The organism is Acidisarcina sp. (assembly GCA_035539175.1).
Lineage (GTDB): Bacteria > Acidobacteriota > Terriglobia > Terriglobales > Acidobacteriaceae > JANXZS01.
In genome coordinates this window covers 486,408-512,135 of record DATLIY010000008.1, presented here as the reverse complement: position 1 = coordinate 512,135, position 25,728 = coordinate 486,408, and the positions used below count along the sequence as shown (strand labels likewise).

Annotated in this window: 23 protein-coding genes; 9 read left to right on the top strand and 14 right to left on the bottom strand. The window is 56.4% G+C overall.

Annotated elements, in window-relative coordinates:
• Nucleotides 1–19: 19 nt before the first annotated feature.
• From VM554_10195 to VM554_10175, 5 genes are all read left to right on the top strand, one after another.
• On the top strand, nt 20–1,213 hold the full coding sequence (locus VM554_10195) for a glycosyltransferase family 4 protein (GenBank protein ID HVJ08744.1): 1,194 nt from the start codon (nt 20–22) through the stop codon (nt 1,211–1,213).
• A gap of 208 nt (nt 1,214–1,421) precedes the next feature.
• Nucleotides 1,422–2,384, top strand: coding sequence for a glycosyltransferase (locus tag VM554_10190; protein HVJ08743.1), 963 nt, complete (start codon nt 1,422–1,424; stop codon nt 2,382–2,384).
• A 59-nt stretch (nt 2,385–2,443) separates the two neighbouring features.
• On the top strand, nt 2,444–3,508 hold the full coding sequence (locus VM554_10185) for an EpsG family protein (GenBank protein ID HVJ08742.1): 1,065 nt from the start codon (nt 2,444–2,446) through the stop codon (nt 3,506–3,508).
• On the top strand, nt 3,450–4,355 hold the full coding sequence (locus VM554_10180; GenBank protein ID HVJ08741.1) for a glycosyltransferase: 906 nt from the start codon (nt 3,450–3,452) through the stop codon (nt 4,353–4,355). Before VM554_10185 ends, VM554_10180 begins: the two co-directional genes overlap by 59 nt.
• Nucleotides 4,345–5,478 (top strand): glycosyltransferase, encoded by a 1,134-nt coding sequence (locus VM554_10175; GenBank protein ID HVJ08740.1) that lies wholly within the window; start codon nt 4,345–4,347, stop codon nt 5,476–5,478. Before VM554_10180 ends, VM554_10175 begins: the two co-directional genes overlap by 11 nt.
• 186 nt (nt 5,479–5,664) lie before the next feature.
• Here VM554_10175 and VM554_10170 read toward each other — a convergent pair whose 3' ends face one another.
• From VM554_10170 to VM554_10150, 5 genes are all read right to left on the bottom strand, one after another.
• Complete coding sequence (locus VM554_10170) at nt 5,665–6,912, bottom strand: Wzz/FepE/Etk N-terminal domain-containing protein (GenBank protein HVJ08739.1); 1,248 nt, start codon at nt 6,910–6,912, stop codon at nt 5,665–5,667.
• A gap of 195 nt (nt 6,913–7,107) precedes the next feature.
• On the bottom strand, nt 7,108–7,629 hold the full coding sequence (locus VM554_10165; GenBank protein HVJ08738.1) for a HyaD/HybD family hydrogenase maturation endopeptidase: 522 nt from the start codon (nt 7,627–7,629) through the stop codon (nt 7,108–7,110).
• Between the two features lie 13 nt (nt 7,630–7,642).
• A complete protein-coding gene (cybH, locus tag VM554_10160) occupies nt 7,643–8,428 on the bottom strand; it encodes a Ni/Fe-hydrogenase, b-type cytochrome subunit (protein ID HVJ08737.1) in 786 nt (261 codons plus the stop codon).
• A gap of 17 nt (nt 8,429–8,445) precedes the next feature.
• On the bottom strand, nt 8,446–10,155 hold the full coding sequence (locus VM554_10155) for a nickel-dependent hydrogenase large subunit (GenBank protein HVJ08736.1): 1,710 nt from the start codon (nt 10,153–10,155) through the stop codon (nt 8,446–8,448).
• Between the two features lie 3 nt (nt 10,156–10,158).
• Nucleotides 10,159–11,307: a hydrogenase small subunit gene (locus VM554_10150; protein HVJ08735.1), complete on the bottom strand. Its 1,149-nt coding sequence runs from the start codon at nt 11,305–11,307 to the stop codon at nt 10,159–10,161.
• A 213-nt stretch (nt 11,308–11,520) separates the two neighbouring features.
• On the opposite strand from VM554_10150, the gene VM554_10145 reads away from it, so the two are divergent.
• On the top strand, nt 11,521–12,303 hold the full coding sequence (locus tag VM554_10145; GenBank protein HVJ08734.1) for a fused MFS/spermidine synthase: 783 nt from the start codon (nt 11,521–11,523) through the stop codon (nt 12,301–12,303).
• A gap of 25 nt (nt 12,304–12,328) precedes the next feature.
• On the opposite strand, the gene VM554_10140 is transcribed toward VM554_10145, so the two are convergent.
• The 8 genes from VM554_10140 to VM554_10105 form a co-directional block, all read right to left on the bottom strand.
• Nucleotides 12,329–12,841, bottom strand: coding sequence for a hypothetical protein (locus tag VM554_10140; protein ID HVJ08733.1), 513 nt, complete (start codon nt 12,839–12,841; stop codon nt 12,329–12,331).
• A 7-nt stretch (nt 12,842–12,848) separates the two neighbouring features.
• A complete protein-coding gene (locus VM554_10135; protein HVJ08732.1) occupies nt 12,849–14,396 on the bottom strand; it encodes an NADH-quinone oxidoreductase subunit C in 1,548 nt (515 codons plus the stop codon).
• A 5-nt stretch (nt 14,397–14,401) separates the two neighbouring features.
• Nucleotides 14,402–15,853 carry a hydrogenase 4 subunit F gene (locus VM554_10130; protein ID HVJ08731.1) on the bottom strand — a complete coding sequence of 484 codons (1,452 nt, stop codon included), beginning with the start codon at nt 15,851–15,853 and terminating at the stop codon, nt 14,402–14,404.
• A gap of 1 nt (nt 15,854) precedes the next feature.
• Nucleotides 15,855–16,520 (bottom strand): hypothetical protein, encoded by a 666-nt coding sequence (locus tag VM554_10125; protein ID HVJ08730.1) that lies wholly within the window; start codon nt 16,518–16,520, stop codon nt 15,855–15,857.
• A 5-nt stretch (nt 16,521–16,525) separates the two neighbouring features.
• Nucleotides 16,526–17,479 carry an NADH-quinone oxidoreductase subunit H gene (locus VM554_10120; protein ID HVJ08729.1) on the bottom strand — a complete coding sequence of 318 codons (954 nt, stop codon included), beginning with the start codon at nt 17,477–17,479 and terminating at the stop codon, nt 16,526–16,528.
• On the bottom strand, nt 17,470–19,515 hold the full coding sequence (gene hyfB / locus VM554_10115; protein HVJ08728.1) for a hydrogenase 4 subunit B: 2,046 nt from the start codon (nt 19,513–19,515) through the stop codon (nt 17,470–17,472). The genes VM554_10120 and hyfB overlap by 10 nt, the downstream gene beginning before the upstream one ends.
• A 289-nt stretch (nt 19,516–19,804) precedes the next feature.
• Nucleotides 19,805–19,987: a hypothetical protein gene (locus VM554_10110; protein HVJ08727.1), complete on the bottom strand. Its 183-nt coding sequence runs from the start codon at nt 19,985–19,987 to the stop codon at nt 19,805–19,807.
• A 58-nt stretch (nt 19,988–20,045) separates the two neighbouring features.
• On the bottom strand, nt 20,046–20,381 hold the full coding sequence (locus VM554_10105; protein ID HVJ08726.1) for a metalloregulator ArsR/SmtB family transcription factor: 336 nt from the start codon (nt 20,379–20,381) through the stop codon (nt 20,046–20,048).
• 103 nt (nt 20,382–20,484) lie between these two features.
• Here VM554_10105 and VM554_10100 point away from each other — a divergent pair, with 103 nt between their 5' ends.
• A complete protein-coding gene (locus VM554_10100; protein HVJ08725.1) occupies nt 20,485–21,897 on the top strand; it encodes an MBL fold metallo-hydrolase in 1,413 nt (470 codons plus the stop codon).
• An 87-nt stretch (nt 21,898–21,984) separates the two neighbouring features.
• Here the strand turns inward: VM554_10100 and VM554_10095 are convergent, their stop codons facing one another.
• A complete protein-coding gene (locus VM554_10095) occupies nt 21,985–23,496 on the bottom strand; it encodes a sigma 54-interacting transcriptional regulator (protein HVJ08724.1) in 1,512 nt (503 codons plus the stop codon).
• Nucleotides 23,497–24,196: 700 nt separating this feature from the next.
• Here VM554_10095 and VM554_10090 point away from each other — a divergent pair.
• Together VM554_10090 and VM554_10085 are read left to right on the top strand one after the other, a co-directional pair.
• Nucleotides 24,197–24,616: a hypothetical protein gene (locus VM554_10090; GenBank protein HVJ08723.1), complete on the top strand. Its 420-nt coding sequence runs from the start codon at nt 24,197–24,199 to the stop codon at nt 24,614–24,616.
• A 162-nt stretch (nt 24,617–24,778) separates the two neighbouring features.
• Nucleotides 24,779–25,600, top strand: coding sequence for a hypothetical protein (locus VM554_10085; protein HVJ08722.1), 822 nt, complete (start codon nt 24,779–24,781; stop codon nt 25,598–25,600).
• The last annotated feature ends 128 nt before the right edge of the window (nt 25,601–25,728 follow it).

The following is a 25,728-nucleotide window of genomic DNA, read 5'->3' as shown; positions in this document are numbered from 1 at the left end:
CACGGATGATTGGGGTATCTTGGCAAAAATCAACTTCATTGTTCCATCGATTTCGTCGCATAAGTACTCTGGCGGAATCTGGTGTATTTTTGAATACGCTCACGGTCTTATGGAGCGGGGTCATCAGGTCTCGATTGTCCCGATCCTGCCGTCGGACATTCCTCAGTGGTTTCCGTGGAAGTACGGAACATTTGTTACCGCGGCTAGACGTGAAAGAATTTCCGGTGCACTAGCCTCGTCATGGTGCCTAGTTGAGGCTTTACTACGTAGAGAGGGATGGAAGGTGTACCTGCGGCAGGCTGTCGAGAAGTTTATGCTTATGGCCCCGCCGGTTTTCCCCGAAGAGGTACAGTCTGGATTGGCTGAAGCATACTTGCCCACCATTGCTCCTTTGGCCGACATCACTGTTGCGACAAGCTTTAATACGATTCGACCTGCTGCACTTCTCTCTGGGCGTAAATTCTATTTTGGGCAACACTTTGAGACATATTTTGCACGAGAGTTTAATAAACACGCGTATGCGCTCGCTGTTGCCGAGCAAAGCTATCACCTTGGTTTCAAAATGATCGCGAACTCGACATGGCTGAAAGCAGAGCTTTGCCTGGAAGCTGGTCTTGATCAGGTTCAATTGTGTCCTAATGCGATTGATCACCAAACATTTTATGGCGCACCACGTCGCTCTTCCGAATCAAAAAAGGTTGTTTTGATTAGCTATGGGGGGAGAGATGCCGTCTGGAAGGGCTTTCGTGAGATGGCGGAAGCAGTAGCGATCGCTCGATCCAAAACGCCAGATGTTGACATTGAGTGGAGAGTATATGGATCAGCGCTGCTTCCGCCTGACAACGCTATAGCACCTTACAAAGCCTTGGGCTTTTTAGCGCCTAAGATTCTCAGCGAAGCCTATCGCGATGCCGACATTTTATTGAGTGCATCCTGGTATGAAAGCTTTCCACTATTTCCCATCGAGGCAATGGCATGTGGGCTGGCTGTCATTACCACCCAGCCTGGGACGGAGGAGTATGCGATCCCCGGACGCACAGCGGAAGTCGTTCAGCCGCGTTCCGTAGAATCTATTGCTGCGGGCATACTCAAGCTTATTCGAGAGCCTGAATATCGATATCGCCTTGCATCGGAAGGTAATAGTATCAGCAAGCAATTCACATGGGATCGTTCTGTTGATAGATTCGAATCGATTCTTTTAGAGGCTAATTGAAAGTGACCCCGCCTTCGTATGATTGCAGGGTTAGCCGGTCTTTGGGGTCGTCGTCGTGCCGGGGGGTACTCTCGGAGAGGGAAGCGTAATCGGCGCCAATTTTGTCGTTGCACTCAAGAAATTCGATTCAGCAGATAAGGAATGGAGAAGGCTCTGATCTGTTCCTGTCGTCATGTGCCGAAGAATTCTGAAAACGCAGGATATCATCTTGGAGAACCTTGAAGTTGAGAACACCCCGGAACGCCGCCGCGACGATACTCCAGCCAAAGGCTCCATTTTAGCTGTAGTCGTTCTTTATGGCATGTCGCCTCGCGAGTCAGCTACTCTGCGAACCCTGCAAAAATCGATACTTTTGTCGCAGAGTATGGGCAAGTTTAAGATCCTGATTTACGACAATACTCCTGGCGGTCATTCCCTAGAGATGAATTCGAATGATTACGCCTATCATGTGTCCAATGCCAACATCGGCCTTGCTGGAGCTTACAACTATGCATTGCAAATGGCCGAGGAAGAGGGCTTCGAATGGCTTCTCACTTTGGATCAGGATACGGAACTAACAAGAGAGTATGTCGGCAGATTGTTCCAGCTTGTTCAACGTCTTTCTCCTGATAATCGAGTCGCGGCTATAGTTCCCTGCGTAGTGGATCAGGGGATGATCATTTCCCCTCACGCTAACTTCTTGGGATTCGCCTGGGAATTCCCAAAGCGCTTTGAAGGTCTTTCCGAGAGGGAAACTGCAGCTATTAACTCAGCAACGAGCTGGCGAGTTACGACCCTCCGAGCCATAGGGGGCTTTAATCCTCTTTTTTGGCTGGACTACTTGGACTACTGGGTTTGCCATTCCATCCACCACCTAGGCCAACGGATCTACGTGGACAGCAATCTTGTAATAGATCATCAACTATCCCTGCTGGACAAGAATAATCGAATGAAGAAGGACAGATATGCCAATTTTCTTGGTGCTGAGTCGGCATTCTATGATCTGTATAAGACGCGAACCGAGGGTTTCCTCCTCACTCTGAGGATCGGTTGCCGCATGTTGAAGCAAATCGTCAGATGCGAGAATGCCCAATTCAGATCGCTTACGTGGGACTCTCTCAAGAGACGTCTTTTGATGTCGAGACAGGCCCGCACCGAGGATTGGCGATGCAAAATAGGACCGTCCGGTTAGTAAGTGAGGAATGCGACAGGGCCAGCGAAATGTGATTTATCTGAGCATAGGTTGAAAACATGTTGATTTACGGGATGATGCTATCGATTATTTGCCTTCTTGGGCTTTTCTCTCTCTTTTTGCCTAGTAGGCAATACGCGCTTCGCATTGCTCTTGCATCTTTCGCTGCTTTGCTACTGACAGGATTTATGGGCCTCCGTGATCATGTAGGAGCGGACTGGCCAGCATATGACAACATATTTGAGATATATAGCCGCGTACAATTACGAGATGTATTCACTACCACAACAATTGAGCCATGCTATGCGCTGTTAAACTACTTAGCGCATTGCGTTGGTGGAGATATACATCTCGTTAACCTTGTGTGTGCCTTTCTTATGGTGCTCGGGCTTATACGGTTCGCCTACCTCATACGTGTAGACGCCTGCCTGCTGCTGTTTCTTGCAACCCCATACCTTCTCTATGCTGTAGGGATGGGGTACACGCGACAGGCGGTTGCGATTGGAATAGGCTTTGCGGCTTTAGGATATTGGGTTCGCGGTGAGCATAAGAAATGTTATGCGTGCATGGGACTCGCAATTTGCTTTCACTACTCCGCAGTGTTTCTTTTCCTCCTTATAGCAATGAAGAACGGGCGCCGTGCTCTGCTAGTGCTTCCAGTCGCTCTCCTCGGCGCGTTTTTGCTGGTAAAGATATTGCTGACATCGTACCTATCTCTCTATATCCAGAATACAGAGGATCTGCACTCAAACGGGGTCTGGTTGCGGCTTGCAATTGTGCTGATAGGAGTGGTGACGTTCATGGTTCAGCGGAAGCGATGGAAAAGCGACCCGGGAATGTTCAACATGCTGTCAAGTGCGTCAGCATTAGCAGTTTTCTTGGTTCCAGTTGCGGTGGTGGCTTCCACGTTAGCCGATCGTGTTTGCCTTTATCTATTCTTTGTATATCTAGCCGCGTGTGGACGTGCAATCCACTTTTCCAGCCCTGCAGCCCGCCAGGTCGCCATGGGGATTCTGGTTGCGGCTACCTACGGGTGTTTTTTCCTGTGGTTTACGGTTTCTCCGTATGCGGCGAGTTCGTGGATTCCATATCGCAGTTGGCTGTTTAGTCAGTCTGGCTATTAACAAGATGAAATATATGTATAAGGCTATGTCGAATTGTTTTATTGTTTCGCGGGATACGGGTGCAATGGGATCTCGACCGAGAATCTCGGTTTGTATGGCGACCTACAATGGGGAGCGATACATCGAAGAGCAATTGAGATCAATTCTTGCCCAATTGACGGACACCGACGAGGTAGTAATAGTAGACGACGATTCTAGTGATCAAACTCGAACGCTGATTGGTGAATTTAGGGATCCTCGCATTCGTCTATTTCTCAATGATGACAACTGCGGTGTCTTGGTCAGTTTTGAAAAGGCGATTCTAAATTCTTCCGGCGATATTCTTTTGTTGAGCGATCAAGATGACGTATGGAAACCGGAGAAAGTAGCAACCATATTTCAAGTATTTGCAAATAATCCGGAAATCATGGTGATTCAGACTGACTCGTCTATCATCGACGAAGCTGGCCAGTGTGTGGCGGACTCCTATTACTCAACGCGGTCGAAATTCACAACGAGCCTAATCGGAAATCTAGTTCACTTTCGATATCAGGGTTGTGGAATGGCTTTTCGAAGAGAGATATTTCCAGAAATATTCCCATTCCCACATGGCTTCGATGTGCTGCACGATCTTTGGATTGGCTTAAGAACTACAATCTCAGGGCATGAAATTCTTTATTTGGATTCTAAGTTGTTTCAATACAGACGGCATTCATCGAACGCCAGTTACACATTGCCTCGAAGAAGGCAGATCAAGGTACGTTTACACTTAATGGCTTCACTCTTGGTTGATGGAGCACGACGATGCATGTGTCGGATTGCCAACTCTCTTGGGATGGGGGAGCAGACCAATAAGTATGATTCATAGAATCCTACATGTCGGCAAGTACTATCCGCCACACCGGGGTGGTATGGAAACGCACCTGCGCGATTTAGCTGTTCGCCAGACCGGCGCAGCCAGTGTCAACGTCATTGTTGCGAATAGTGCACCTCGGCATGAGCGTTCCGTCATTGAGGAAGTTTCCGTTACCCGGGTTGCGAGGATAGGAACTATTGCATCGATGCCTATCTGTCCGGGCTTGATGGCGGCCATTCGTAGCACCCCCGCCCACCTTGTGCATGTTCATATGCCCAATCCCGGCGCAGCCTTGGCCTTTCTTATGAGCGGGCACTCGGGGAAACTGGTAATTACACACCATGCTGACACGATGGGCAGGCGGTTTCTGCGTGAGTTCAGCGATCCTTTTGTTTACCGCCTTATGCATCGAGCGGACCGAATTATAGTCACCTCTACGCGTTATCTCGACTCATCTTCAGAGCTTGCGCCCTTCCGTGAAAAATGCCGTGTTATTCCACTTGGTATCGAAATTGAGGACCCTACGATCACTGGCCACACCACGCGTGAAGAGCTAAGCCGACAATTTGGGCCCCGGCTAATTCTGGCTGTCGGCAGGCTCGTGCCATACAAAGGCTTTGACGTTTTGATTCGAGCCATGAAGCATGTCGACGCGCGGCTTCTTCTTATTGGAACTGGCCCAGAACACAAAGCGTTGGCGAGCCTCGTAGAGGCCGAGGGGGTGAAGGAGAAGATCGCCATGCTAGGTCGTGTTGATAATCTTGATCCTTATTTTGCGGTGGCATCTGTCTTTGTACTTCCATCTGTGACAAGAGCGGAAGCATTTGGCATTGTCCAAATGGAGGCTATGGCTGCGGGCTTGCCAGTGGTCAACACAGACATTGATTCAGGCGTACCTGAAGTTTCCGTCCATGGTAAAACAGGAATCACGGTGCCTCCGGGAGACGTAACTGCCTTATCTGAAGCCATGCAGTTGCTCTTGGAGCGAGATGATCTTAGACTTCAATTCGGAGAGGCGGCAAGGGCTAGAGTAGAAACTGAATACACGGCTGACCTGATGACTGCTAGAACTCTATCCATATACTCGGAAGTACTTGGCCAACGAGAAACGTGGGAGAGGCAGGATGGGACGTAGCGAGAGATCGCGAAAAGAGACATGTCCACCAGCGTGTCCACCGAGTGAACTCTCATGACGCAAATCATCGATCTTATAGATGGTTACGGCGAGTTTCTACCTTCTGCATCGATAGGGAGGCTTCTATTTAATGTCTGACGAAGGGCTCACCTTCTAATCACTGCTGGCTTGTATTGGCGGGGATCGCTACCGGGTTGTCGATTTGATGGATAACATCGTTCTCAATTGTTCGAGACGTTCTTTGTCTTCAGGATTCTTCCGAACGTTTTCCAGGGCTGCTGCGACTAAGACCCAAAAGATCGCTACAAATAAGCCGCCTATAGTTGCCAGCAACACGATAAGTGCTCGTTTGGGGAAGGACCTGCGATCGGGAGGAATGGCGCGATCGACTACCTGGATCAAGGCTCCCTGTCTTGCTTCGTCGAGCTTGGCCATCTCGAATTGCTTTGCAAGCAGCTCGAAGATCGTGTCGTAGTACTTTACGTCGCGTAGTTTGCGGACGTACTCCAAACCGGCACCGGGCACTTGTCCTTTGGACAGGAGAAGTTCATCGCCTGTCCCTCCCTGGCTTCCCGTCAAGCGGCTAAGCTGCGCTCGCCATCCTGCAAGCTGTTGCTCGGCCAACGCCAGATCGGGATTCTGATCCGAAAGGTAGGAGCGCATGGCCTTGATTTCGACCTCTTTGGCCGCAATCTGCGCTCGTATGGAAGCCGCTGATTCAATCAGCGCTTTTGCCTGGCTGTCCATTTGGATCATGCCAGTGGTCTGCTGGGTCTTTTTCAGCGCTTCTTCGGCGTTGGCAAGGTTATCTTTTGCCTCTGCGAGCTGTTGCTCAAAGAAAAGCCTGCGCTGGGAGGCTTCTGTAACGGCAAGCGTGCCGGAGAACTTCTTGTACTCTTCAACATACGCATTCGTCATCTCTGCCGCACGCTTAGGGTCGCGGTCGGTGACGGAGATATGAATCAGTCCATCCTTGGCGTTGTTCTCGATGTCGCAATGCTCCTCGAACGTCTTCCGCGCGTCGGATTTCCGCTTGGCATGATACTCAGCCGTGAGATCAAATCTGGCGACCATGGCGTCTTCCACGGTCCGGCTCTTCAGCATGGCGACATACATGTCGTTTGGGTTCTTGAGCCCGAGACTGCCGCCGGCGAGCGATGCCATCGGTCCCATGGTGCCGAGTTGCGATAGCAAAGCAGATCCGGCAGAGGAGCTTTGCGGAGGAAGAATGACGGTTGTGGCGGTATAGCGGCTGGGGAGGAGCAATGATATGACCGCTGCAACAACACCGAATCCCAATGTCAGCAAGAGAATGAATCTCTTGCGCCGTGCAAGGACTATCAGCAGATCCAGAAGAGAAATCTCATCCTCTTCGTTTGGTCGGGGCGGCAGGGCGTCTGGTCGCGCCTGGATTTCAGTGTCGACGGTTTGCATGGTGGTTTCTTCAATTCTTAAGTGCGTTGAGCGGAAAAGCAAACCTCTTTTGGCCCAATAGGGATGAAAAGGTGCTGGTCCATTTCAATATGGTGCAAGTACCCGATCCAGGACCCACCCGTAGTTTAACCCAGCGCTCCTGCAGGATAGAGGCGAGGCTATTTACTATGCAACGGAGATAACCGGTTTGCTGGATCAGGAACAGGCTTCCGCCGAAGCGAGCGCGTCGGCGGTGCGCGATTGCCAGGCGGCGATCTGGTCGAGGGCGGCCTCGATCAGGCGGGGCAGGGAAGCCTCCACGGTTGGCGTCAACTGGGTACCCCAGCCGGTAGATTCCGGCTGAATCCCGATCAGAACTACCTCGCTTGGAGCCCGTTCGGTCAGGCGCAGAGCGCTCAAAAGATCAGCCATCCCCAGTAGATGGATGCTTTGGCCGCAGGGCAGCGCCTCGACCGCCTCTCCTCGGAACAGCATCAGGGTGCCCGGAGGCTCCTTTGCATCCACAGCATCCAACACCAGCAGCAGCGAGGCGTGCTCCACCTGGTAGAGTAACTCCAGTCCCAGTGTTCCGCCTTCTACCAGGCGAACTCCAGCGGGCAGGCGCTCGTCGCCAGCCAGGCGGGTTAAGGCGAGCATGCCGGCGGCATCGTCGGTGCGCATAAGGTTGCCGAGCGCGAGGACGACTACGTTCTGCGACGCCAAGTTTATCGGATTCAATGTACCTTCGCTTTCAATGTACCTTCGCTGCGTTGGCAACGGCCGCATGCGCAGCTTCGGACGAATCCCCGCCATATAAGGCGGCATCGATCTCTTCGTCCAGCAGCGACTCCGGGGCAAATTTATAGCCGGTGTAGATGCTCTCCATCAGCGCATTGCGCTCCTCGCGTGCTACCAGAATGGCGCTGTAGACGTGATGGATTCCAAAACCAATCAGAAGAAACATGAAGAGGTAGTGCGTCATGCGCAGGGTCTGGATGTCGATGATTCGAGGGATCCAACCGACCAGGGAGTACAGCATGCCCTTGCCCAGAACTTCGCTGTAGAGCACGACCCCCGTCAGGCACTCCCAGCCGAGGATTGCGAAAACCACGAGGTAAGTAAGCGCTGCCAGCGTGTTATGTCCGATCTGGGGAAAGGGCTCGCCACGCTGAAACGTGTAGTACTGGAAGGCTCCGCGCAGACTCTTCCGCTGGCGTGCGGTCAACGGAATGAAGGCCCGCCAGTTGGCCCAGATGTTTCCCTTGAACAGCCAATAGAGGCGAACAAGGAGCGAGGCCAGCAGCACCCAGCCGCTGAGCACATGGACGTACCGAATGGTTGCCATCACCCACGCCGTGCGGGAATGCACGGCGACGAAAGGGTTGTGCATGTAGTAGCCCGTGCAGGCGAGAACGATGAGGGAGCAGACGAATCCCCAGTGCGCCAGACGCACCGGTAACTCCCATACGTAGATACGCACGACCTCATGGTCGGAATTGTGATTCCCAGTGCTAAGCGGGACTGCTGCCTGCTGCATGACTTCCTCCGCTCGGTTCAGAGCTTTTCGTACTCGAATTCACGCCCATTGGCATCGACCACATGCACGGCACAGGCCAGGCACGGATCGAAGGAGTGAATCGTGCGCAGAATCTCGACCGGACGCGCCGGGTCTGCCAGCGGCGTTCCTGCGAGCGAAGCCTCGTAGGCGCCCTTCTGCCCGTGCGCATCCCGCGGCCCCGCATTCCACGTAGAGGGAACCACGGCCTGGTAATTCTTGATGACCTTGTTCTCGATCTCGATCCAGTGACCCAGCGCGCCGCGGGGTGCCTCATGGAAGCCCGCTCCCTGAGCCTGCTTTGGCCAGCTTTCCGGATCCCATTTCTCGCCGGAGTGAATCTGCACATCGCCGTGGGCCATGTGGTCGTCGAGTTCTGCGATCCACTGGGGCAACTGATCCGCCATGATCTCCGCTTCGATGGCGCGTGCCGCAATCCTGCCCAGGGTGGAGAAGAGCGCGGAAGGAGGCGCGTTCAACTTCGCCAGAGCCGCGTCAACATGCTGCTTCACAATTGCGTTGCCGGAGGCATAGGCCACCAGTGTGCGCGCCAGCGGACCCACCTCCATTGCCTTGTCGTCGTAACGCGGAGCCTTGAGCCAGGAATATTTCTGGTCCGTATCGAGCTGCTCGAATGGCGGCTTTGGCCCGCTGTACTTCGGAGTCGTCTGGCCGACCGACGGATGCTTGGCGACGCCGTTGCCGCCGTCATACTCATACCAGGAGTGCGACACGTACTCGCTCACGTTCTTCGGATCGAGCGGATGTACGGTCGAGAGATCCCGCCCGAGAATGATGCCGCGCGGCATAAAGAATTTGCTGGTTTCGTGGATGCCGCCCATCGGGTAGCAACCATAGGCCATGAAGTTGCCCAGCCCCTCGCCGCGGGTGAACCAGTCGCGATAGTAGCCGGCAATTGCCAGCACGTCCGGGATGTAAACCTGCTGCACAAAGGTCTGCGCCAGCTTTGCCAGCTCTGCCAGCAGCGTGATGCGCTCGGGATTAATGGTGGCATTGGGCTCGTTGCTGTCCATCGACGCCGCCATGCCGCCGACCAGGTAGGTCTGCAGATGCGGATTCTTGGCGCCCAGCACGGCGTGGATGCGGATGAACTCCCGCTGAAATTCCAGCGCCTCAAGATAATGCGCGACGGCCAGGAGATTGACCTCCGGGGGCAGGGTGTACGCCGGATGCCCCCAGTATCCGCTGCTGAAGAGGCTTAACTGCTTGCTCGCCACCAGGGCCTTCACGCGATCCTGCACGCCTTTGAAGTAGGCGGCGCTCGACTTAGGCCACTCCGAGATGGATTGCGCGATGACCGAGGTCTTCGCCGGATCTGCCTTCAACGCAAGGGTTACGTCCACCCAGTCCAGCGCGTGCAGATGGTAGAAGTGCACGACATGATCCTGCACGTTTTGCGCGCCCGCGATGATGTTGCGGATGATGCGGGCGTTATCGGGAACCTCTATGCCTAATGCGTCTTCCACGGCTCTGACGGAAGCGAGAGCATGCACCGTGGTGCAGACGCCGCAGATTCGCTGGGCCCAGATCCAGGCCTCGCGCGGATCGCGATTGCGGAGGATCAGCTCAATGCCGCGAAACATCGTGCCGGAGCTCCATGCGTCGGTAACCGCATGGCCGTTGGTTTCCGCCTCAATCCGCAGGTGTCCCTCGATTCGGGTGACTGGATCAATCACTACACGTGCCATATATCAGTCTTCCTTGTCTGCGGAGTTCGCTTCCGCTGTCTCTTTGGCTTTCCTGTCTGCCTCGCGTGCTTCGTGTGCTGCCGCACCCGGTCCATGCAGCCGGTACGCCGTGATCGCACCGTGTACCGCAGTGGCTGCGGCAACCGTACCGATGACGGCCGCGCCGATCTTGCCCACGGGTACATCGACGCCGAATCCCGGCACACTGGGAAGTCTCTCGTAGAAGGGGGAGCGGGTATCCCAGAAGCGGTGCGACGCACAGGCGATGCAGCCATGACCAGCCTTAACCGGCCAGCTCGTGGCATCGTTATAGCGCACCGTGGGGCAGTTATAGGTGGCCTCGGGCCCTTTGCAGCCCATCTTGTAGAGACACCATCCTTTGCGATGGCCTTCGTCTCCCCAAATCTGCACGTAGCGTCCCGCATCATAATGCGCCCGGCGCTCGCACTGGTCATGGATGATGTTTCCATAGGCGAAGAGCGGCCGGTTGTAGGAGTCCAGGGCGGGCAGCTCCCCAAAGGTCAGGTAATGGGTCAGCACCGCAACGGTGTTTACCGGATTCTGCGGGCATCCTCCAAGGTTGACGACCTTTACGCCTGGCACCGCCTCCTGCAGGCCCACGGCTCCCGTTGGATTGGGCGCCGCCGCTACGATGCCGCCATCCCAGGCGCATGCTCCCACCGCCAGCGTGGCTGCTGCACCGGCGCACACTTCGCGCACAATGCTCAGTGCCGTTCGCCCGCCAATGGTGCAGTAGATACCGTCATCGGCGGTCGGGATCGCCCCCTCCACCATGACGATGTACTTGCCCTTTTCTTCGCGGACCACACGAGCCAGCGCCTCTTCGGCGGCCTTTCCTGCTCCGGCCATGATCGTCTCGTGATACTCCCACGAAAGCACGTCGAGCACGATGTCTGCCACCACGGGATGCGGAGAGCGCAGAATCGCCTCTGTGTTTCCTGCGCAGTCCTGGAACTCCAGCCAGACTAAGACGGGCTTCTTCTTCTCAGTAAACGCTTTGGCTATATCCGCCGCATAGCTGGAAGGAATGGCCAGCGTTGCTGTCATCGCCGTGCAGAATTCGATAAAACGGCGGCGGGAAACCCCGCGTTGGAGCAGGGCATCATAAATCGACTCTTCCGAAGAACTCATTGGAGGCCTTTCCTTATCAGAACCCCGAGATACACTTGGAGCGACGGAAGAAAGTGTGTGCCCGAAGAAAATGCCTGTATGTGACAACGATCACAAAAAAGTAAAACGAGGAAGTGCTGCAGAACCGTTTTGGTCAGTAGCTTGTCTCGCGAAGTGGTTGCATGCCGCGCAGACGCAGGCATTTATTAGGACATCTACCGAAGACACCTATTTATGGACATGGAATTGAGTTCTGCCGAACCCACCCCGGTCGAGTACGACGACTCCTCAATGTCGCCCCCCACCGCAAGGCCCTTTGTGCATGAGTACGACGGCACATTGACGCTGCAGTTCGAGATCGGAGCGGTGCAAAGTAAGATGCACGTGGATGTTCCCCACCAGCTAATGCTGGGTTACACCCGCAGCATCATGGGGTTTCTACTCTTCAAGCAGCGGCCCCGGCACATCGGCATGATTGGCCTGGGCGGAGGCTCCCTCCAGAAATACTGCCATCGTTATCTGCCCCACACGCGGATCAGCGTTGCCGAGATCAGCCCGGAGGTCATCGCGCTTCGGGATCACTTCTACATCCCGCGCGACGATCACAGGTTCACCATCTTCTGCGAGGACGGAGCGGACTTTGTGGCGCGACACAAGGATGAGTTTGACGTGCTCATCGTGGACGGCTTCGACATTGGCGGGCAGCCTGCCCAGTTATGCAGCGAGCGCTTCTACCAGGATTGCTACAACGCACTGGCCCCGGACGGCATCCTGGTGGTCAACCTGTGCGATTGCCCCTTCAAGACATTGATCGCCCGGATCTCCCGCAGTTTCGCGGAACAGGTGATCGTCGTCGATCCCGAAGATGGAGAGAACAAGATCGCGTTTGCCGGCAAAGGCGGCATCCTGTCGCAGAGCGAAGAACAGTTTGCGCGAAACCGCAGATACGTCGATCAGCATCACGCCATCAGTTTTGGGCATACGCTTCGCCAGCTTGAGACTCGACGCGAGGCTTAGTACTTGCGAGCGGGGAACCCATGCTCTACGCCAGCGTGGTGCGAACCGTATGCAGAATGCCGGTGAGAATCGCAGACGGGCTGGGCGGGCATCCGCTCACGGTATGGTTCACGGGCAGGACGCTCGCGACTCCTCCGCGGCTGGCATAGCTGGCGCCAAAGATGCCTCCGCACGCGCCGCAATCGCCCACAGCCATCACCAGCTTGGGATCGGGCATGGCATCGTATGTGCGCCTCAGTGCTTCTTCCATGTTGACGGAGACGGGGCCGGTGACCAGCAGCAGATCGGCGTGCCGTGGGCTGGCGACAAAGTGGATCCCCTCGCCTTCCAGGTTGTAGTAGGGATTGGTCAGCGCCTGAATCTCAAGCTCGCAGCCGTTGCAGGATCCGGCGTCCACATGGCGGATGCACAAGGCACGCCCCAGAATGGCCAGGAGATCCTTTTGCACGCTGCTGACTACGGGAGCCGCATCGGCGCTTTCCTGCAGAGGCTCGGTTAGCCTGCCCGTGCGGAGGATGTGTAGAAGGACGTCAAACATGCTTACCTCACCCGTCCTGTCCGCTATAGGACAAGTTGAATGATTTGTTGATCAGCGGGAAATCCGGGACGATGTTGTCGAGGATTGCGTACTCGAGCAAGGGCCAGTTCTGCCACGAAGGATCATGAGCATGGCATCGGCGGATTGTACCCTCTGCTCCAGCTTCGAGAGCAATCATCACCGGCCCCCGCCATCCTTCGATCAGGCCGATGCCCAGACGCCCCGCCGCTGCCGGGGCAAAGGTCTGCTGGATGGGGCCGGAGGGCACCTCCCGCAGCAGCGCATGGCATAGCCGGATCGATTCAAAGACCTCATCGAAGCGCACCTGGACGCGCGCCGCGACATCGCCTTTCGGCTGCACAATCAGATTCGGTTCCAGTTGATCGTAGGGCGCGAAGGGGTGATCGACGCGCAGATCCTGAGCAATCCCGGAGGCCCTGCCTACCAGTCCTGTCGCGCCAAGTTTTTGCGCCACGCTTTGCTCTAACCGTCCGCTCTCGCGAAAGCGATCCTGCAGGCCGTCGTGCTCGTCATAGATGGTGCGCAACTCCGCGACCGCATGTTGCAAGGTGAAGTAGAAATCCACCAGCAATCCATATCCATCCTCGGGCAGATCAACGGCCACTCCGCCCGGTACTACGAAATCGAAGAGATAGCGCGCTCCAAAGACGCGGACGTTCGTTCGCAGCAGATCCTCTTTCAGGCGGGAGAACTGGGTGAGCCCAAAGGCGAAGCCGGCGTCGTTGCCGAGTGCCCCGAGGTCTCCAAGATGATTTGCGATGCGCTCATGCTCCAGTGCAAGGGCTCGCAGTGTGAGTGCCCGGGCGGAGCAACGGATCTCGGCGATCGACTCCAGCGCCGCGCAATAGGCCCACGAGAAGGCCACTGCAGAATCACCGGAGAGACGCGCCGCCAGTTGATGGCCGCTCGTTTGCGAGAGGCCTTCGAAGCGCTTTGCCACTCCCTTGTGGGTGTAGCCGAGACGTTCCTCAAGCCGCAGAACCTTCTCCCCCACGACGGAGAAGCGGAAATGGCCAGGTTCGATAGTACCGGCGTGGACTGGTCCCACAGCGATTTCATGCACGCCATCTCCCTCGACCAGCACAAAGGGATACGGTTCGGAGACGACGGGATACTGCTCGGCATCCACGTCGCGCCGCAGCGGGAACAGGGACTCCGGCCAGCCACCGTGACGCAGCCAGTTTCGTGTATCCGGGTCATCGGTTGCGAAGCCGAGCAGGTCGTGGATGCCGCGCTGCATCCGCTCTGCCGCGGGGAACAGAGTTGCCAGGCTGGGATAGGCCGGAGTGGAAGTCTCTTCGATGACGTGCTCCACCACCAGCAGATCATGCGGCAGCAGATAGGCGGAGTAGATGCGAAAGCAGCCGTCGCGGTCCCGATCGTCCGCCCCCCACATCGTCAGCAGTTGCGCCTCGGAGGCTCGCAGCACGCGTGCCGCGTCCAGCCATTGCTGGCTGTTGTCTACGCTGATGCGGCGCGCGGGGAGATTGGCCGCCAGCGGGATGCGTCGATCTTTGAGGAACTCTGGCCACATATGCATCATCCGATCAACCTGGCGGCGGCGCGGAACCACGCTGCGAGCGCAGGAGGCATATACACCCCCAGGACAAGCACCATTGCGAGATGGGCAAAGACCGGCACCAGCGCCGGCGAATGCGGTAAAGGCTGAGCGTCGCTCTCGCCAAATACCATTGGCTGAACTCGCCGGAAGATACCGGCAAAGGCCACGCCGAGCGCGACCAGCAGAAAGGGAGTCGACCAGGGATGCTCGCGCATGGCAGTTGTCAGAATCAGGAACTCGCTGGCAAACACCCCAAACGGTGGCATCCCGAGAATTGCGAGCGAGCCCAGCATCAGCCCCCAGCCGATGGTGGGACTGATGCCAACCAGCCCGCGAATCCCATCCATGCGCTGCGTGCCTGCCGTTTGCGAAGCATGCCCTGCGGCAAAAAAGATCGACGACTTTGTGAGCGAATGCACCGTCATGTGCAGCAGCGCGGCAAAGTTGGCAACCGGGCCGCCTAGCCCGAAGGCAAACGTGATGATGCCCATGTGCTCGATCGACGAATAACCGAAGAGTCTCTTGATGTCCTGCTGTCTCCACAGGAAAAAGGCGCCAAGCACCGCGGAGAGCAGTCCGAAGCCCATCAGCATGTGACTCGGAAGCCAGGAGCCGATGGAGCCTTCAACCAGAACCTTGCAGCGAATCACTGCGTAGAGCGCCACATTCAGCAGCAGCCCGGAGAGTACGGCGGAGACTGGCGTCGGTCCCTCGGCATGCGCATCCGGCAGCCAGTTATGCAGCGGCGCCAGCCCGACTTTTGTACCGTAGCCGACCAGAAGAAAGACAAATGCGAGTCCCAACACCCGTGGCTCAAGTTGTCCCTTCACGGCATTCAGGTGAGTCCAGAGCAAAGCGGTCATTCCTTCGCGTCCCAGCGTCTGCTCCGCGGCAAAGTACAACAGCATGGTGCCAAATAAAGCCTGCGCAATTCCAACGCCGCACAGGATGAAGTACTTCCACGCTGCTTCCAGGCTGGCGCGCGTGCGGTAGAGAGAAACCAGCAGCACCGTCGATAGCGTTGCAGCCTCCATCGCCACCCACAGCAGCCCCATGTTGTTGGTGATCAGCGCGAGCAGCATGGCAGCCATAAAGAGCTGGTACATGCTGTGATAGAGACGCAGCCGCCGTGGGGTCAGGCGTCCGTGCTCCTCCTCGATGCGCATGTAAGGCCGGGAGAAGAGTGCAGTGGTAAACCCTACAAAGGCCGTGAGCGCCACCAGGAACACATTGAACGAATCGACCAGGAACTGCTCATGGCCAGCCAACATGGTGCCGTAACGAATCACACGCAACACAAGAAACGCGGCGGCGAGCATGGTGGCAAAGCTGATGCCGGCGTTGAGGTCCGCGGCAAAGCGTCGCGCTCCGAAGAAGGCCAGCAGGAGCGCGCCCAATACCGGCAAACCTAATACCAGAAGCAATTCCACTTCAATCCTCCCTGAGTGCTTCCAGGTTGCTGAGATCGAGGCTCTCGAATTGCTCTCTGATCTGGAAGAAGAAAATGCCGAGAATAAATACGCCAACCAGAACGTCGAGCGCGATGCCCAACTCGATGACCATTGGCATGCCATAGGTGGCGCTTGTCGCCGCAAAGAACAGACCATTCTCCATGGCAAGAAACCCGATCACCTGCGTCACTGCCATGCGGCGGCTGATCATCATTAGAAAGGCCAGCAGCATGACCGCGAGCGCGATTCCCAGGGTGTTGCGCGTGATCGTCGTCGCCAGCATGCTGATTGGCTGTGCCAGCCCAAACGCGAAGATAACCAATGCCAGTCCCACCAGCATCGTGATCGGCACGTTGACCAGCTGCTCGCTCTCCCATTGAATTCCCAGGCGATGGATCAGTCGATGGAAGATCCATGGCAGCGCAAGAACCTTCAGCAGCAAGGTAAGCGCCGCCGAGTAGTAGAGCTCTCGCAGGCCGGCACTGTAAGCCACAATGCAGGTGGAGAGAAACAGAATTGCTCCCTGCGCTGCCAGCAGCGGAATCAGACGCCGGGTGCGGCGCTGCGAAAGCATGGCAAAGGAGATCAGCAGCAGGATGGAGGCCAGCAGCTTGAGCAGTTCGGTGATGAGATGAGACAGATGCATCCTGATTAAGCTCCCAGCAAAATGTGGACCAGCAGGCCAAGCACGGCAAGCAGAAACGCCATTGCCAGAAACTCCGGCGCACGGAATAAACGCAGCTTTGCAGACAACGTCTCCACCAGCGCCAATGCCGCGCCAGCCACAGTGAGCTTTATGATCAGCACGGCCACGGCGAGCAGCAACGCAGCTCCTCCATCTGCGCCGTGGGTTGCGATGCCCCAGGGCATAAAGAGAGCAAAGCCAATGCAGGCGTAGTTAAAGAGCTTCAGGTTTGAGGCCCACTCCACCAGCGCCAGATGGCGCGCCGAATACTCAAGCAGCATCGCCTCGTGGATCATCGTGAGTTCAAGATGCGTGGTTGGATTGTCAATCGGGATGCGTCCATTTTCCGCCAGCAGCACCATCACAAAAGCGACGGCAGCAAAAGTAAGGCTGGGATTCAACGAAAGCGGATGAGCGGAGTAAGCCTCAACCAGGCTCGGCAATGCCGTGCTGCCCGACATTAGAAATGCATTGAACAGCACCATCAGCAAGGCAGGCTCCGCGAGGAAGCCGATCATCATGTCGCGTCGTGCGCCCAGGCTACCGAAGGCGGTTCCGATATCCATCGCGGCCAGCGAAAGGAACACACGTGCCGTTGCGAACAATCCGATGAGCGCGATTGCATCTGCCACGCGCGCGAATGGCAGGTCGGTAGCGATGGAAGGAATGATGGCCGCGGCCAGGACCATGGCTCCAAACTCGACATAAGGAGTGGCGCGAAACAAAGGCGATGCACTTTCGGCTATCGCAACATCTTTGAGGAACAGTTTGCGCAGCATGCGATAGGGCTGCAGCAGTGAGGGAGCCGAGCGGCTCTGCAGCCACGCCCGGCATTGCGCAATCCATCCGGCAAAGAGAGGGGCCAGCGCGATGGCCAGCAGTACTTCGCTGCATTGACGCACAAGCGAGATCACGCCCATAGCACAAACACCAGCAGACCAATCAAAGTGAGAAAGCTATACAGCAGGTAGACAGCTAGGCGTCCACCCTGCAGGGCGCCTATGGCGTTCGAAAGACGTTGCACCGCAAGCGCCAGCGGCTCATAGACCGCACGCCACAAGCGATCCTCAATGTAGATTCGGTAGTGTGGAGAACTGTCCGAGGGCGAAGGCATCTCGCGCTCCATCCGGAAGAAGGAGCCAAACATGTGCCGGATCGGCTGGCCAAAGCCCTCTGCCGTGTCCTGCATCCGCGACGTCTGCCAGGGATAGCCGCAGTCCCAGGGAGCCGTCCGGCGTATGCGTCCGTGTGCCAGAATGCGCACCAGGATGAAGGTGACGCCGACCACGAGGACGATTCCGCCCAGCAGCACCAGGCCGCTATAGGATGCCTGCGCGGGCGTAATCGGAGCGATCCATAAGAAAGGCGAGGTGACGTTCACCGCTTTGCCCAGCAGAGGCCCGGTAACCGCACCTGCCGCGCGAAGAGCAATCTGTGGCAGCACACCAATTAATATGCAGCCAAGCGCTAGCCAACTGAGTCCGAGGCGTTCGAGCCAGCCTGGATCATGGGCTTCCACCAGAGAGGCCTCGCGCGGCTGGCCAAGAAAAATGATGCCGTAAAACTTCACCATGACGTAGGCGGACAGCGCAGCGATGAGCGCCAGCGCCGCCGCACCCAGCGGAATCACCATGTTGAGAAAGGCGTGGGGAATCTGCGGCGTGAAGAGAAAGGATTGCAGCAGCAGCCACTCGGAGATGAATCCGTTGAGCGGCGGCAGGCCCGCGATTGCCAGCGTGCCCACCAGCGCCAGTCCGGCCACCCATGGCATGCGGCGAATGAGTCCGCCGAGTTTGCCCAGGCTGCGATGACTTGTCGCATGCAACACCGAGCCAGTCGCAAGAAACAGCAGGCTCTTGAAGAGCGAATGATTCAAAGAGTGGATCAGAACCGCAGTCAGCGCGAGTGCAGCGAAGAGATTCAGATGGAAGGCCTCGAACAAAATTGCCAGGCCTATGCCGGCAAAGATTATTCCGAGATTTTCAATCGAGGAATAGGCCAGCAGACGCTTCATGTCCGTTTGCACCGCGGCAAAGATCGCTCCGAAGATTCCCGAGAACAGTCCCACGAGGAGCACCAGGACTCCCCACCACCAATACCGCAGGTGCAGCAGATCGAAGGTAATCCGCAGCATGCCGTACACCGCGGTCTTGAGCATAAGGCCGCTCATCATGGCCGACACCGGCGAAGGTGCAGCGGGGTGCGCCTCGGGCAGCCATACATGCAGCGGCACCAGGCCTGCCTTCGCGCCGAAGCCGAGCAGCGCCAGCAGGAACGCCGTCGCCGCCCAGAACGGGGTGAGCCGGGCGCTGCGCATCGCGTCGAAGGTGAATTGCCAACTGCCACCCTGCAGCACGCCGAAGCTGAGCAGGATGCAGATCGCTCCTACATGCGCAATCAGGAGGTAGAGGAAACCCGCACGCCGAATCTCGGGGATGCGATGCTGCGAGGTCACCAGGAAGTACGAACTCAACGCCATCGTCTCCCACGCCACCATGAAGAAGTACGCGTCGTCCGCCAGCACTACCAACGCCATGCTGGCAAAGAAGACGTGATATTGCAGGCAGTGCAGACCGGGCGCCGTGCCTTCTCCCGAACGGAAGTAGCCCGCGGCGAAGATCGAGATGCCCGCTCCAGCGATCCCCATCAGAACGAGAAAGAACCCCGAGAGAGCATCCAGCCGCACATGGAAAGGCAAGTCCGGTAACCCAAGGCGAAGAACCGCAACCTGCGGAGCATGGCCTGCGACCAGCGCCAGTCCGCCGAGAAGGGCAACACCCAGCGCGAGGAGCGCTCCGATAGGGAAGAGCACGGCGGCGACAAAGCCAACGCGATGCGGCCGAATCAAGCCGGCAAGCCCGACCGCGAACCAGCCCAGCACCAGGATCAGCAACAGCGAGAGATCATGTGCGGAGAGGATCGCAGCGTATTGGGCTATCCAGCCGGGGAGGCTCACGCAGAAACCTCCGGGGAATCGCCGTGGCACGTGCCGCAGGCGACGCACCTGGCAACCGCCATTTCAAAAATGCAAAGACTACTCAACGCACTGAATCCCTTCGAATTATTTTTGGAGGATTCTCTTGCCAGCGTGCATACGCGCAAGAAATGGGAGAGCGCCTGAGTGCGCCTGAAAGAACTCCGCCTTCGGCAGGCTCAACCCTGGCATACGAATATGATAATAACTGAATGTTACGATGTATAGAACCAAATCGGCACTAGCCCGTAAGGCTCATCATTAGAAGTGCTTAAGCCTTTGCTTGCGCTTTCTTCAGGAGCCGCTCGTATTTTTCTGGCCGAGGCTGGCAGAGGGAGTCGGCAATCGCCTTGCGATATCCGCCGCTATAAATCGAATACATGACTGCAAGCGCGCAGCCCACGCCCAGCGAGAAGCCAAAGAAGAAACCCATCAGAATGTTCAGGATCATCATCGATTCTCCGCCGCCTGAGACGTTGGACAGAGAAGGCATCTCAGTCACGCCAGTGTTTCTATTTGGCTTTGCTCGTCGTCTCCATCTGAGACAGCATGTTTCGCACTCCCACCAGACGAGTGTTGAAGATCTTTCGGGCGACATCGAGCAGGCGGAAGATATCTTTGTCCCTGACCGAGTAGAAGACGTTAAGCCCGTTCTTTCGCGCTACCACCAGGTCGCGGGCTCTCAGGAGAGCAAGGTGCTGGGAGAGTGTACTCTGTTCAACGTCTAAACGAGAGCTGAGTTCATTGACGCCCGCCTCACCATTCCGCAATTCATCCAGGATGCGTATACGCAGCGGGTGGGAGAGGGCCTTGAAAAACTCGGCCTTAAATTGGCTCAATTCAGACATATTTGTATATTAAGGTGTTTGGGAAAAGGAAAGATACTTTTCCTCTAATTTTCTGGCGCCTTTTCGGCCAGCTTTTGAGCGTTCGGATTCAGAGAAAGGAACCATGCGAATCATATTCTGGGGAGCTGCTCAGGAAGTTACCGGTTCGATGCATGAAGTTCAGACGAATCAGGCGCGCATCCTGCTGGATTGCGGTTTGCTGCAAGGCAAGCGGCAGCCGACGTATGAAAGAAACTCTCATTTCTCCTTTAAGCCGGAAGATATCCATGCGGTAGTTCTGTCGCATGCCCACGTGGATCACAGCGGAAATCTGCCCACTCTCGGCAAGCAGGGATTTGGCGGAACCATCTATACCGGCGAAGCGACTGTCGATCTATGCAGATACATGCTCGCGGATAGCGCATCCTTGCAGGAGCGCGACCAGGCGTTTATCGAGCGTCGCTGGAAACGCAGGAAAGATATTGGAATGGAAGTGGGCGCTCATGCCGTTCCGCCGCTGTATACCCTTGAGGATGTGACCCGGATCATGGGCCAGTTCTCTCCCTTGAAGTACGGACAAAAGCGGGAGGTTGCTCCCGGCATCACGACTACCCTGAGAAATGCCGGACACATGCTGGGGTCCGCGTTCGTGCAACTGGAACTCCGCGAGAACGGAAGAACGTGCCGTGTGCTTTTCTCCGGTGATATGGGAAGGAAGGGTCTTCCGATTCTGCGGAATCCGGAACAGGCTCCTGCAGCCGACTATCTCATCCTTGAGAGCACCTATGGCGATCGTCTGCACCCCACGCTTTCCAATGCGAAAGAGAAGCTCGCCGAATACATTGGCCGGACCATTGCGCGAGGTGGCAGAGTCATCATCCCGGCCTTCGCCGTGGGCAGAACCCAGCAGCTTGTCTTTCTCCTCCATCAACTCATGGTTGAGTCGTCGCTGCCGGAGATACCGATCTTCGTCGATAGCCCACTCGCGTTGAACGTGACGGAGATCTTTCGCCGGCATCCGGCGGAGTTTGACTACGAAGCGAGTCAGTTCCTGAAAGACGGTAAAGACCCATTTGGTTTTGCGCGATTGCGCTACTTGCGTTCGGCGGAGGAGAGCAAGGCATTGAATGATCTGCGCACGCCCTTCGTCGTGATCTCGTCCGCGGGAATGTGCGAGGGAGGCCGCGTCCTTCACCATCTTAAGAACGGTATTGAGGACCCGAGGAATCTAATCCTGCTTGCCGGTTATCAGGCGGAGCACACTTTGGGCCGTCGCATTGCTGAGCGACAGAGTCCTGTTCCCATCTTCGGAGAGCCTTATGCGCTGAGAGCCGAAGTCGCTATGCTGGACGAGTTAAGCGGGCATGCCGATCAGCACGACCTGGTCCAGTGGGTTCGCCCCATCGCAAAGTCACTGAAGAAGATCTTTCTCGTCCATGGAGAGCCGAAGGCGCAGCAGGCTTTGGAGGAGCTGCTGACTCGCGAATTTGCGATCCCCGTCGTTTGCCCGGAGCGCGCCAGCAGCTGCGAGATCTAGTGGTTCTCCGCTTTGAATTGCGGCACGCTGTGGTGTCCCTAGCTCAGGTAAGTGCTTCCACCTGCCAGCTCTGCTTGTGTTTTTCTGCTACTCAACTTCCTGCAGGTGAGACTTCAGATCCAGATTTCGTACCAGCCTGTGCAGGTACTTGGGGTGAATACTCAACAGCCGCGCGGCTTCGCGATAATTACCTTTGGCATCGCGAATAGCGCTGAGCACCAGGTCTTTCTTTGTTCGTTTGAGCGCGTCGTGATACCGCGCATCTTTTGCCAGTACCAGTGCCTGTTCTTCCAGAATCGCGTCCGGCAGATCCTCGGGAAGGATTTCCTCCGTTAGACCGAGCACGATTGCATGTTCGATTGCGCTCTCCAGTTCGCGAACATTCCCCGGCCAGCTATACCGCAGCAGGATGGCGCGCGCTTCCTGCGAGATTCCTTTGAAGGGGCGCTTGTTTTTGGCCGCATGAATTTCGGCGAAGTATAGGGCAAGCAGCGAAATGTCTTCGGGCCGTTCGCGCAGAGGAGGCACCGTAACCGAGACGACATTGAGCCGGTAATACAGGTCCTGGCGAAACTCTCCGGACTTGATGGCAACCTCAAGGTTCTTATTGGTGGCTGCGACGACACGGGCCTTGAATGCGATGGAACGATTTCCTCCCAGCCGCTCGAACTCCCGTTGCTGTAGTACGCGTAATAACTTCGCCTGCAGCAAAGGGGCCAGCTCGCCAATCTCGTCGAGGAACAAGGTTCCGTCCTGTGCCGCTTCGAGCCTCCCCATTTTTACGCCGACGGCTCCGGTGAACGCGCCCCTTTCGTGTCCGAACAATTCACTCTCCAGCAGTGCCTCGGGAATTGCGGCACAGTTGATGGCGACAAATGGTCGATCCATCCGCGGACTCTTGTTGTGGATGGCACGGGCGACCAGCTCTTTGCCGGTGCCGCTTTCTCCGCGTATCAATATCGTGGAATCGCTCTGGGAGACGCGCGAGATGAATCTCTGCAGTTGCTCGATCTGGCGGCTCACACCGACGAGCTTGCTGGCCGCATGGGGCGCCTCTTTCAATCGAGGTTGATCGCCGCTGAGAGAATTCAAGGCGAGGATATTTTCCAGCGTCACCGCTGCGATTCGCGATGCCACGCTGACGAAGTGCACGTGATCGTCGCGGAACGGGGACGGGACTTCAGAGGAAGCCAGATAGATGACTCCGATCGTCTTTTCCACTCCCACCAGGGGATGGCAGAGTACGCTCTCCCTGTTGTTTGAGTCAGGGTTGTTTAAGTCTGGGCTGCTGAGTATGGGCGTGCGCTCCCACAAGGCCCTGCGAACCAGATCCTGCTGGACCGAGATGGGGTGCTGGTCTTCATGGGGGCGGCTCCACGTGCAGACTGATACCCGATCATCGTTCCCATAGGGGCGCAAGACTATAGCACCGCGCTCGGCAGGGATGACTTCGAAGATAAGCTGCAAGAGCTCGCGTTGTAGAAGATCAAGGTCACGGATGGAATTGATGACACTGCTAATGCGGAACAAGGCAGCCAAATCACGCGTCATGCGCCCGACATCAATCCCAAAGACAGGAAGCATTGGTGTGTGATCCACTTCAGTTTTCCTCAGTTCGGCAAGGAAAAGCGTTGCTTGAGAGCTATGGAGCATTCATGACCTTCGTCCTTGCTGCACGATGATCGTGAATTCAGGACCCTGATCGTATCCTCGAAACCAGGGTTACTCGGTGGGCGCCGCGAACCGGTTGAGAATCGGTGAAATGCATCGCAAGAACTGCCTGCGTGTTTTGCCGAGCGCCCCGTGGAAAACCACGGAATACCTGCTTATATACTCCTTACAAATAGAAATGTCACCACGCTTGCGCAAGTACAAGCATGTCGGCTGGTTGTCTTTTTCAACGTGTCTCAACTTCATCGAGAGAGCCTGATCGCTTGCGCAGTTGACCCCGCGGCAGAGCGTCGAGGAAGCCTTCCAACCAGCGTCGCAGGAGCCAATCGGTTCCACATTGGTATCCATTCGGATACCAACATCACCCGTGAATATTGATTCATCCAGCTACGTCGCACATGCTCCGCATGTATGTCGTTGGAAAGATACAGGCGCGTTCCAGCGGAGGAGATGCGAGGTTATCCGCGGAACTTTGGCGACGCAGATGCTATATCCCTGCGCGTAAGAGCAGCCGTACTGAAGCAGTCGAGATTCAGGGATTAGCGAAGCAGAATTCAGTTCGGGTTCCATGGAGAGAAACTTCCACGGAACTGTTGGAAGAATGTGCCGTAGAAATGGAGACAACACCATGAGACGTATCCTTTCAGTAATTGCACTCCTCGCCGTTGCGAGTTTCGTTACTGCCAACCGAGCTTCGGCACAGGAACACGCCATCAAGGCAAACGTTCCCTTCGACTTCACCGTGGGCGATCAGTTGCTCCCGCCCGGAACCTACAGAATTACCTCAGGGACTTCGCACGAGGTGTTACTTGAGGGCAGAGGCGTGGGGATTTCTGTGTTCGTCATGGGAACCGCCGACTACAAGTACGCGGACGCAGCCCCCAAGCTGGTATTCCACAAGATCGGCGACCAATATTTTCTGAATGAGGTTGTTTCAACTTCAGCCAGCGGCAGCGTTATGCTCCTGCCTACAAAGCTCGAGAAGAGAGCCAGGATGCAAAACGCAGCTCTTCGGAATGAAGAGAGGACCATAGTTGCGATGAAGTGAAACGAAGTCTACAACTACTGCGACTATATGGCCCAGAGCGTGCCGCGCTCTGGGCCCGCTCTTTCTGCACCCGGCATGAACGAAAGGCATGATCAAGATAAGCCCCGGACATGACCACTGGCGTGCATCCATGGATAGGGTCCATGCGTCCATATACAAAGAATGAAAGTTCTCTCGAACGACAGCAGCGGGAGCCGGATGTGGACTCCCGCATGGACCCTCTTCCTCTGCCTCTGGATAACGCCGCTCGTCGCGAACGCCGCGTTGCGGCCGGAAGCGAAAGCGAAATACCAGGATTACATCGCCGCATTGGAAACGCACCTGGCGGTGCAGAACCATGCCGGAAGCGGCTTCCTGTGGATCGATCGGGATGCGCAGCGCCAGCAGTCCGTGCGGAGTGGTGGCATCGTCACCTCGCACATCGGCTCCGTCGCCGTCCCCGGAGGCATGATCCAGCATTGGATTGGGGGAGTCTTCTTTCCCGGAGCCTCGCTCGAGCAGATCGAGCAGGTGGACCAGGACTACGCCGACTACGCGAGGATATATAGCCCCGAGATCAGCCAGCCCAGGGTTCTCTCGCATCAGGGAGATCATTTCGTGGTCTCTTACCGCATAACGAAGAAGAAGGTCCTCACCGCTGTCATGGACACCGTTCACGTCATCGACTATGCGCGAGTCGGGCCGGACCAGCTCACGATCCAATCGCGCAGCGAGTCGGTGCGCCAGGTGGACGACGCCGGGACTCCCTCCGAACATGTTCTTGCGGAAGGCGAAGGAACAGGGCTGCTATGGGCGATGAACTCCTACTGGCGGATGCAGCAGCGGGATGGCGGAGTCTATGTGGAGTGCGAGGCGATTACGCTCAGCCGGGACGTCCCCTTCGGGATGGGAAGGTTGATTGATCCCATACTCCGGTCCTTTGCAGAAGAGTCTCTCAAGCGAACCCTCGAAGAGAAGCGGCAAGCCGTTGCTTCCCGTAGATGAAGCGCTCCGTGTAGACGGGTGGAGGAATCACAGCAAGTCCTGATAACAAGATAGAGCTCTGCTGAAAAGGCAAGGGGTGGATTTGAGATCCACCCCTTGCCTTATTGTTTTTCAGTTGTGGCCCGGCA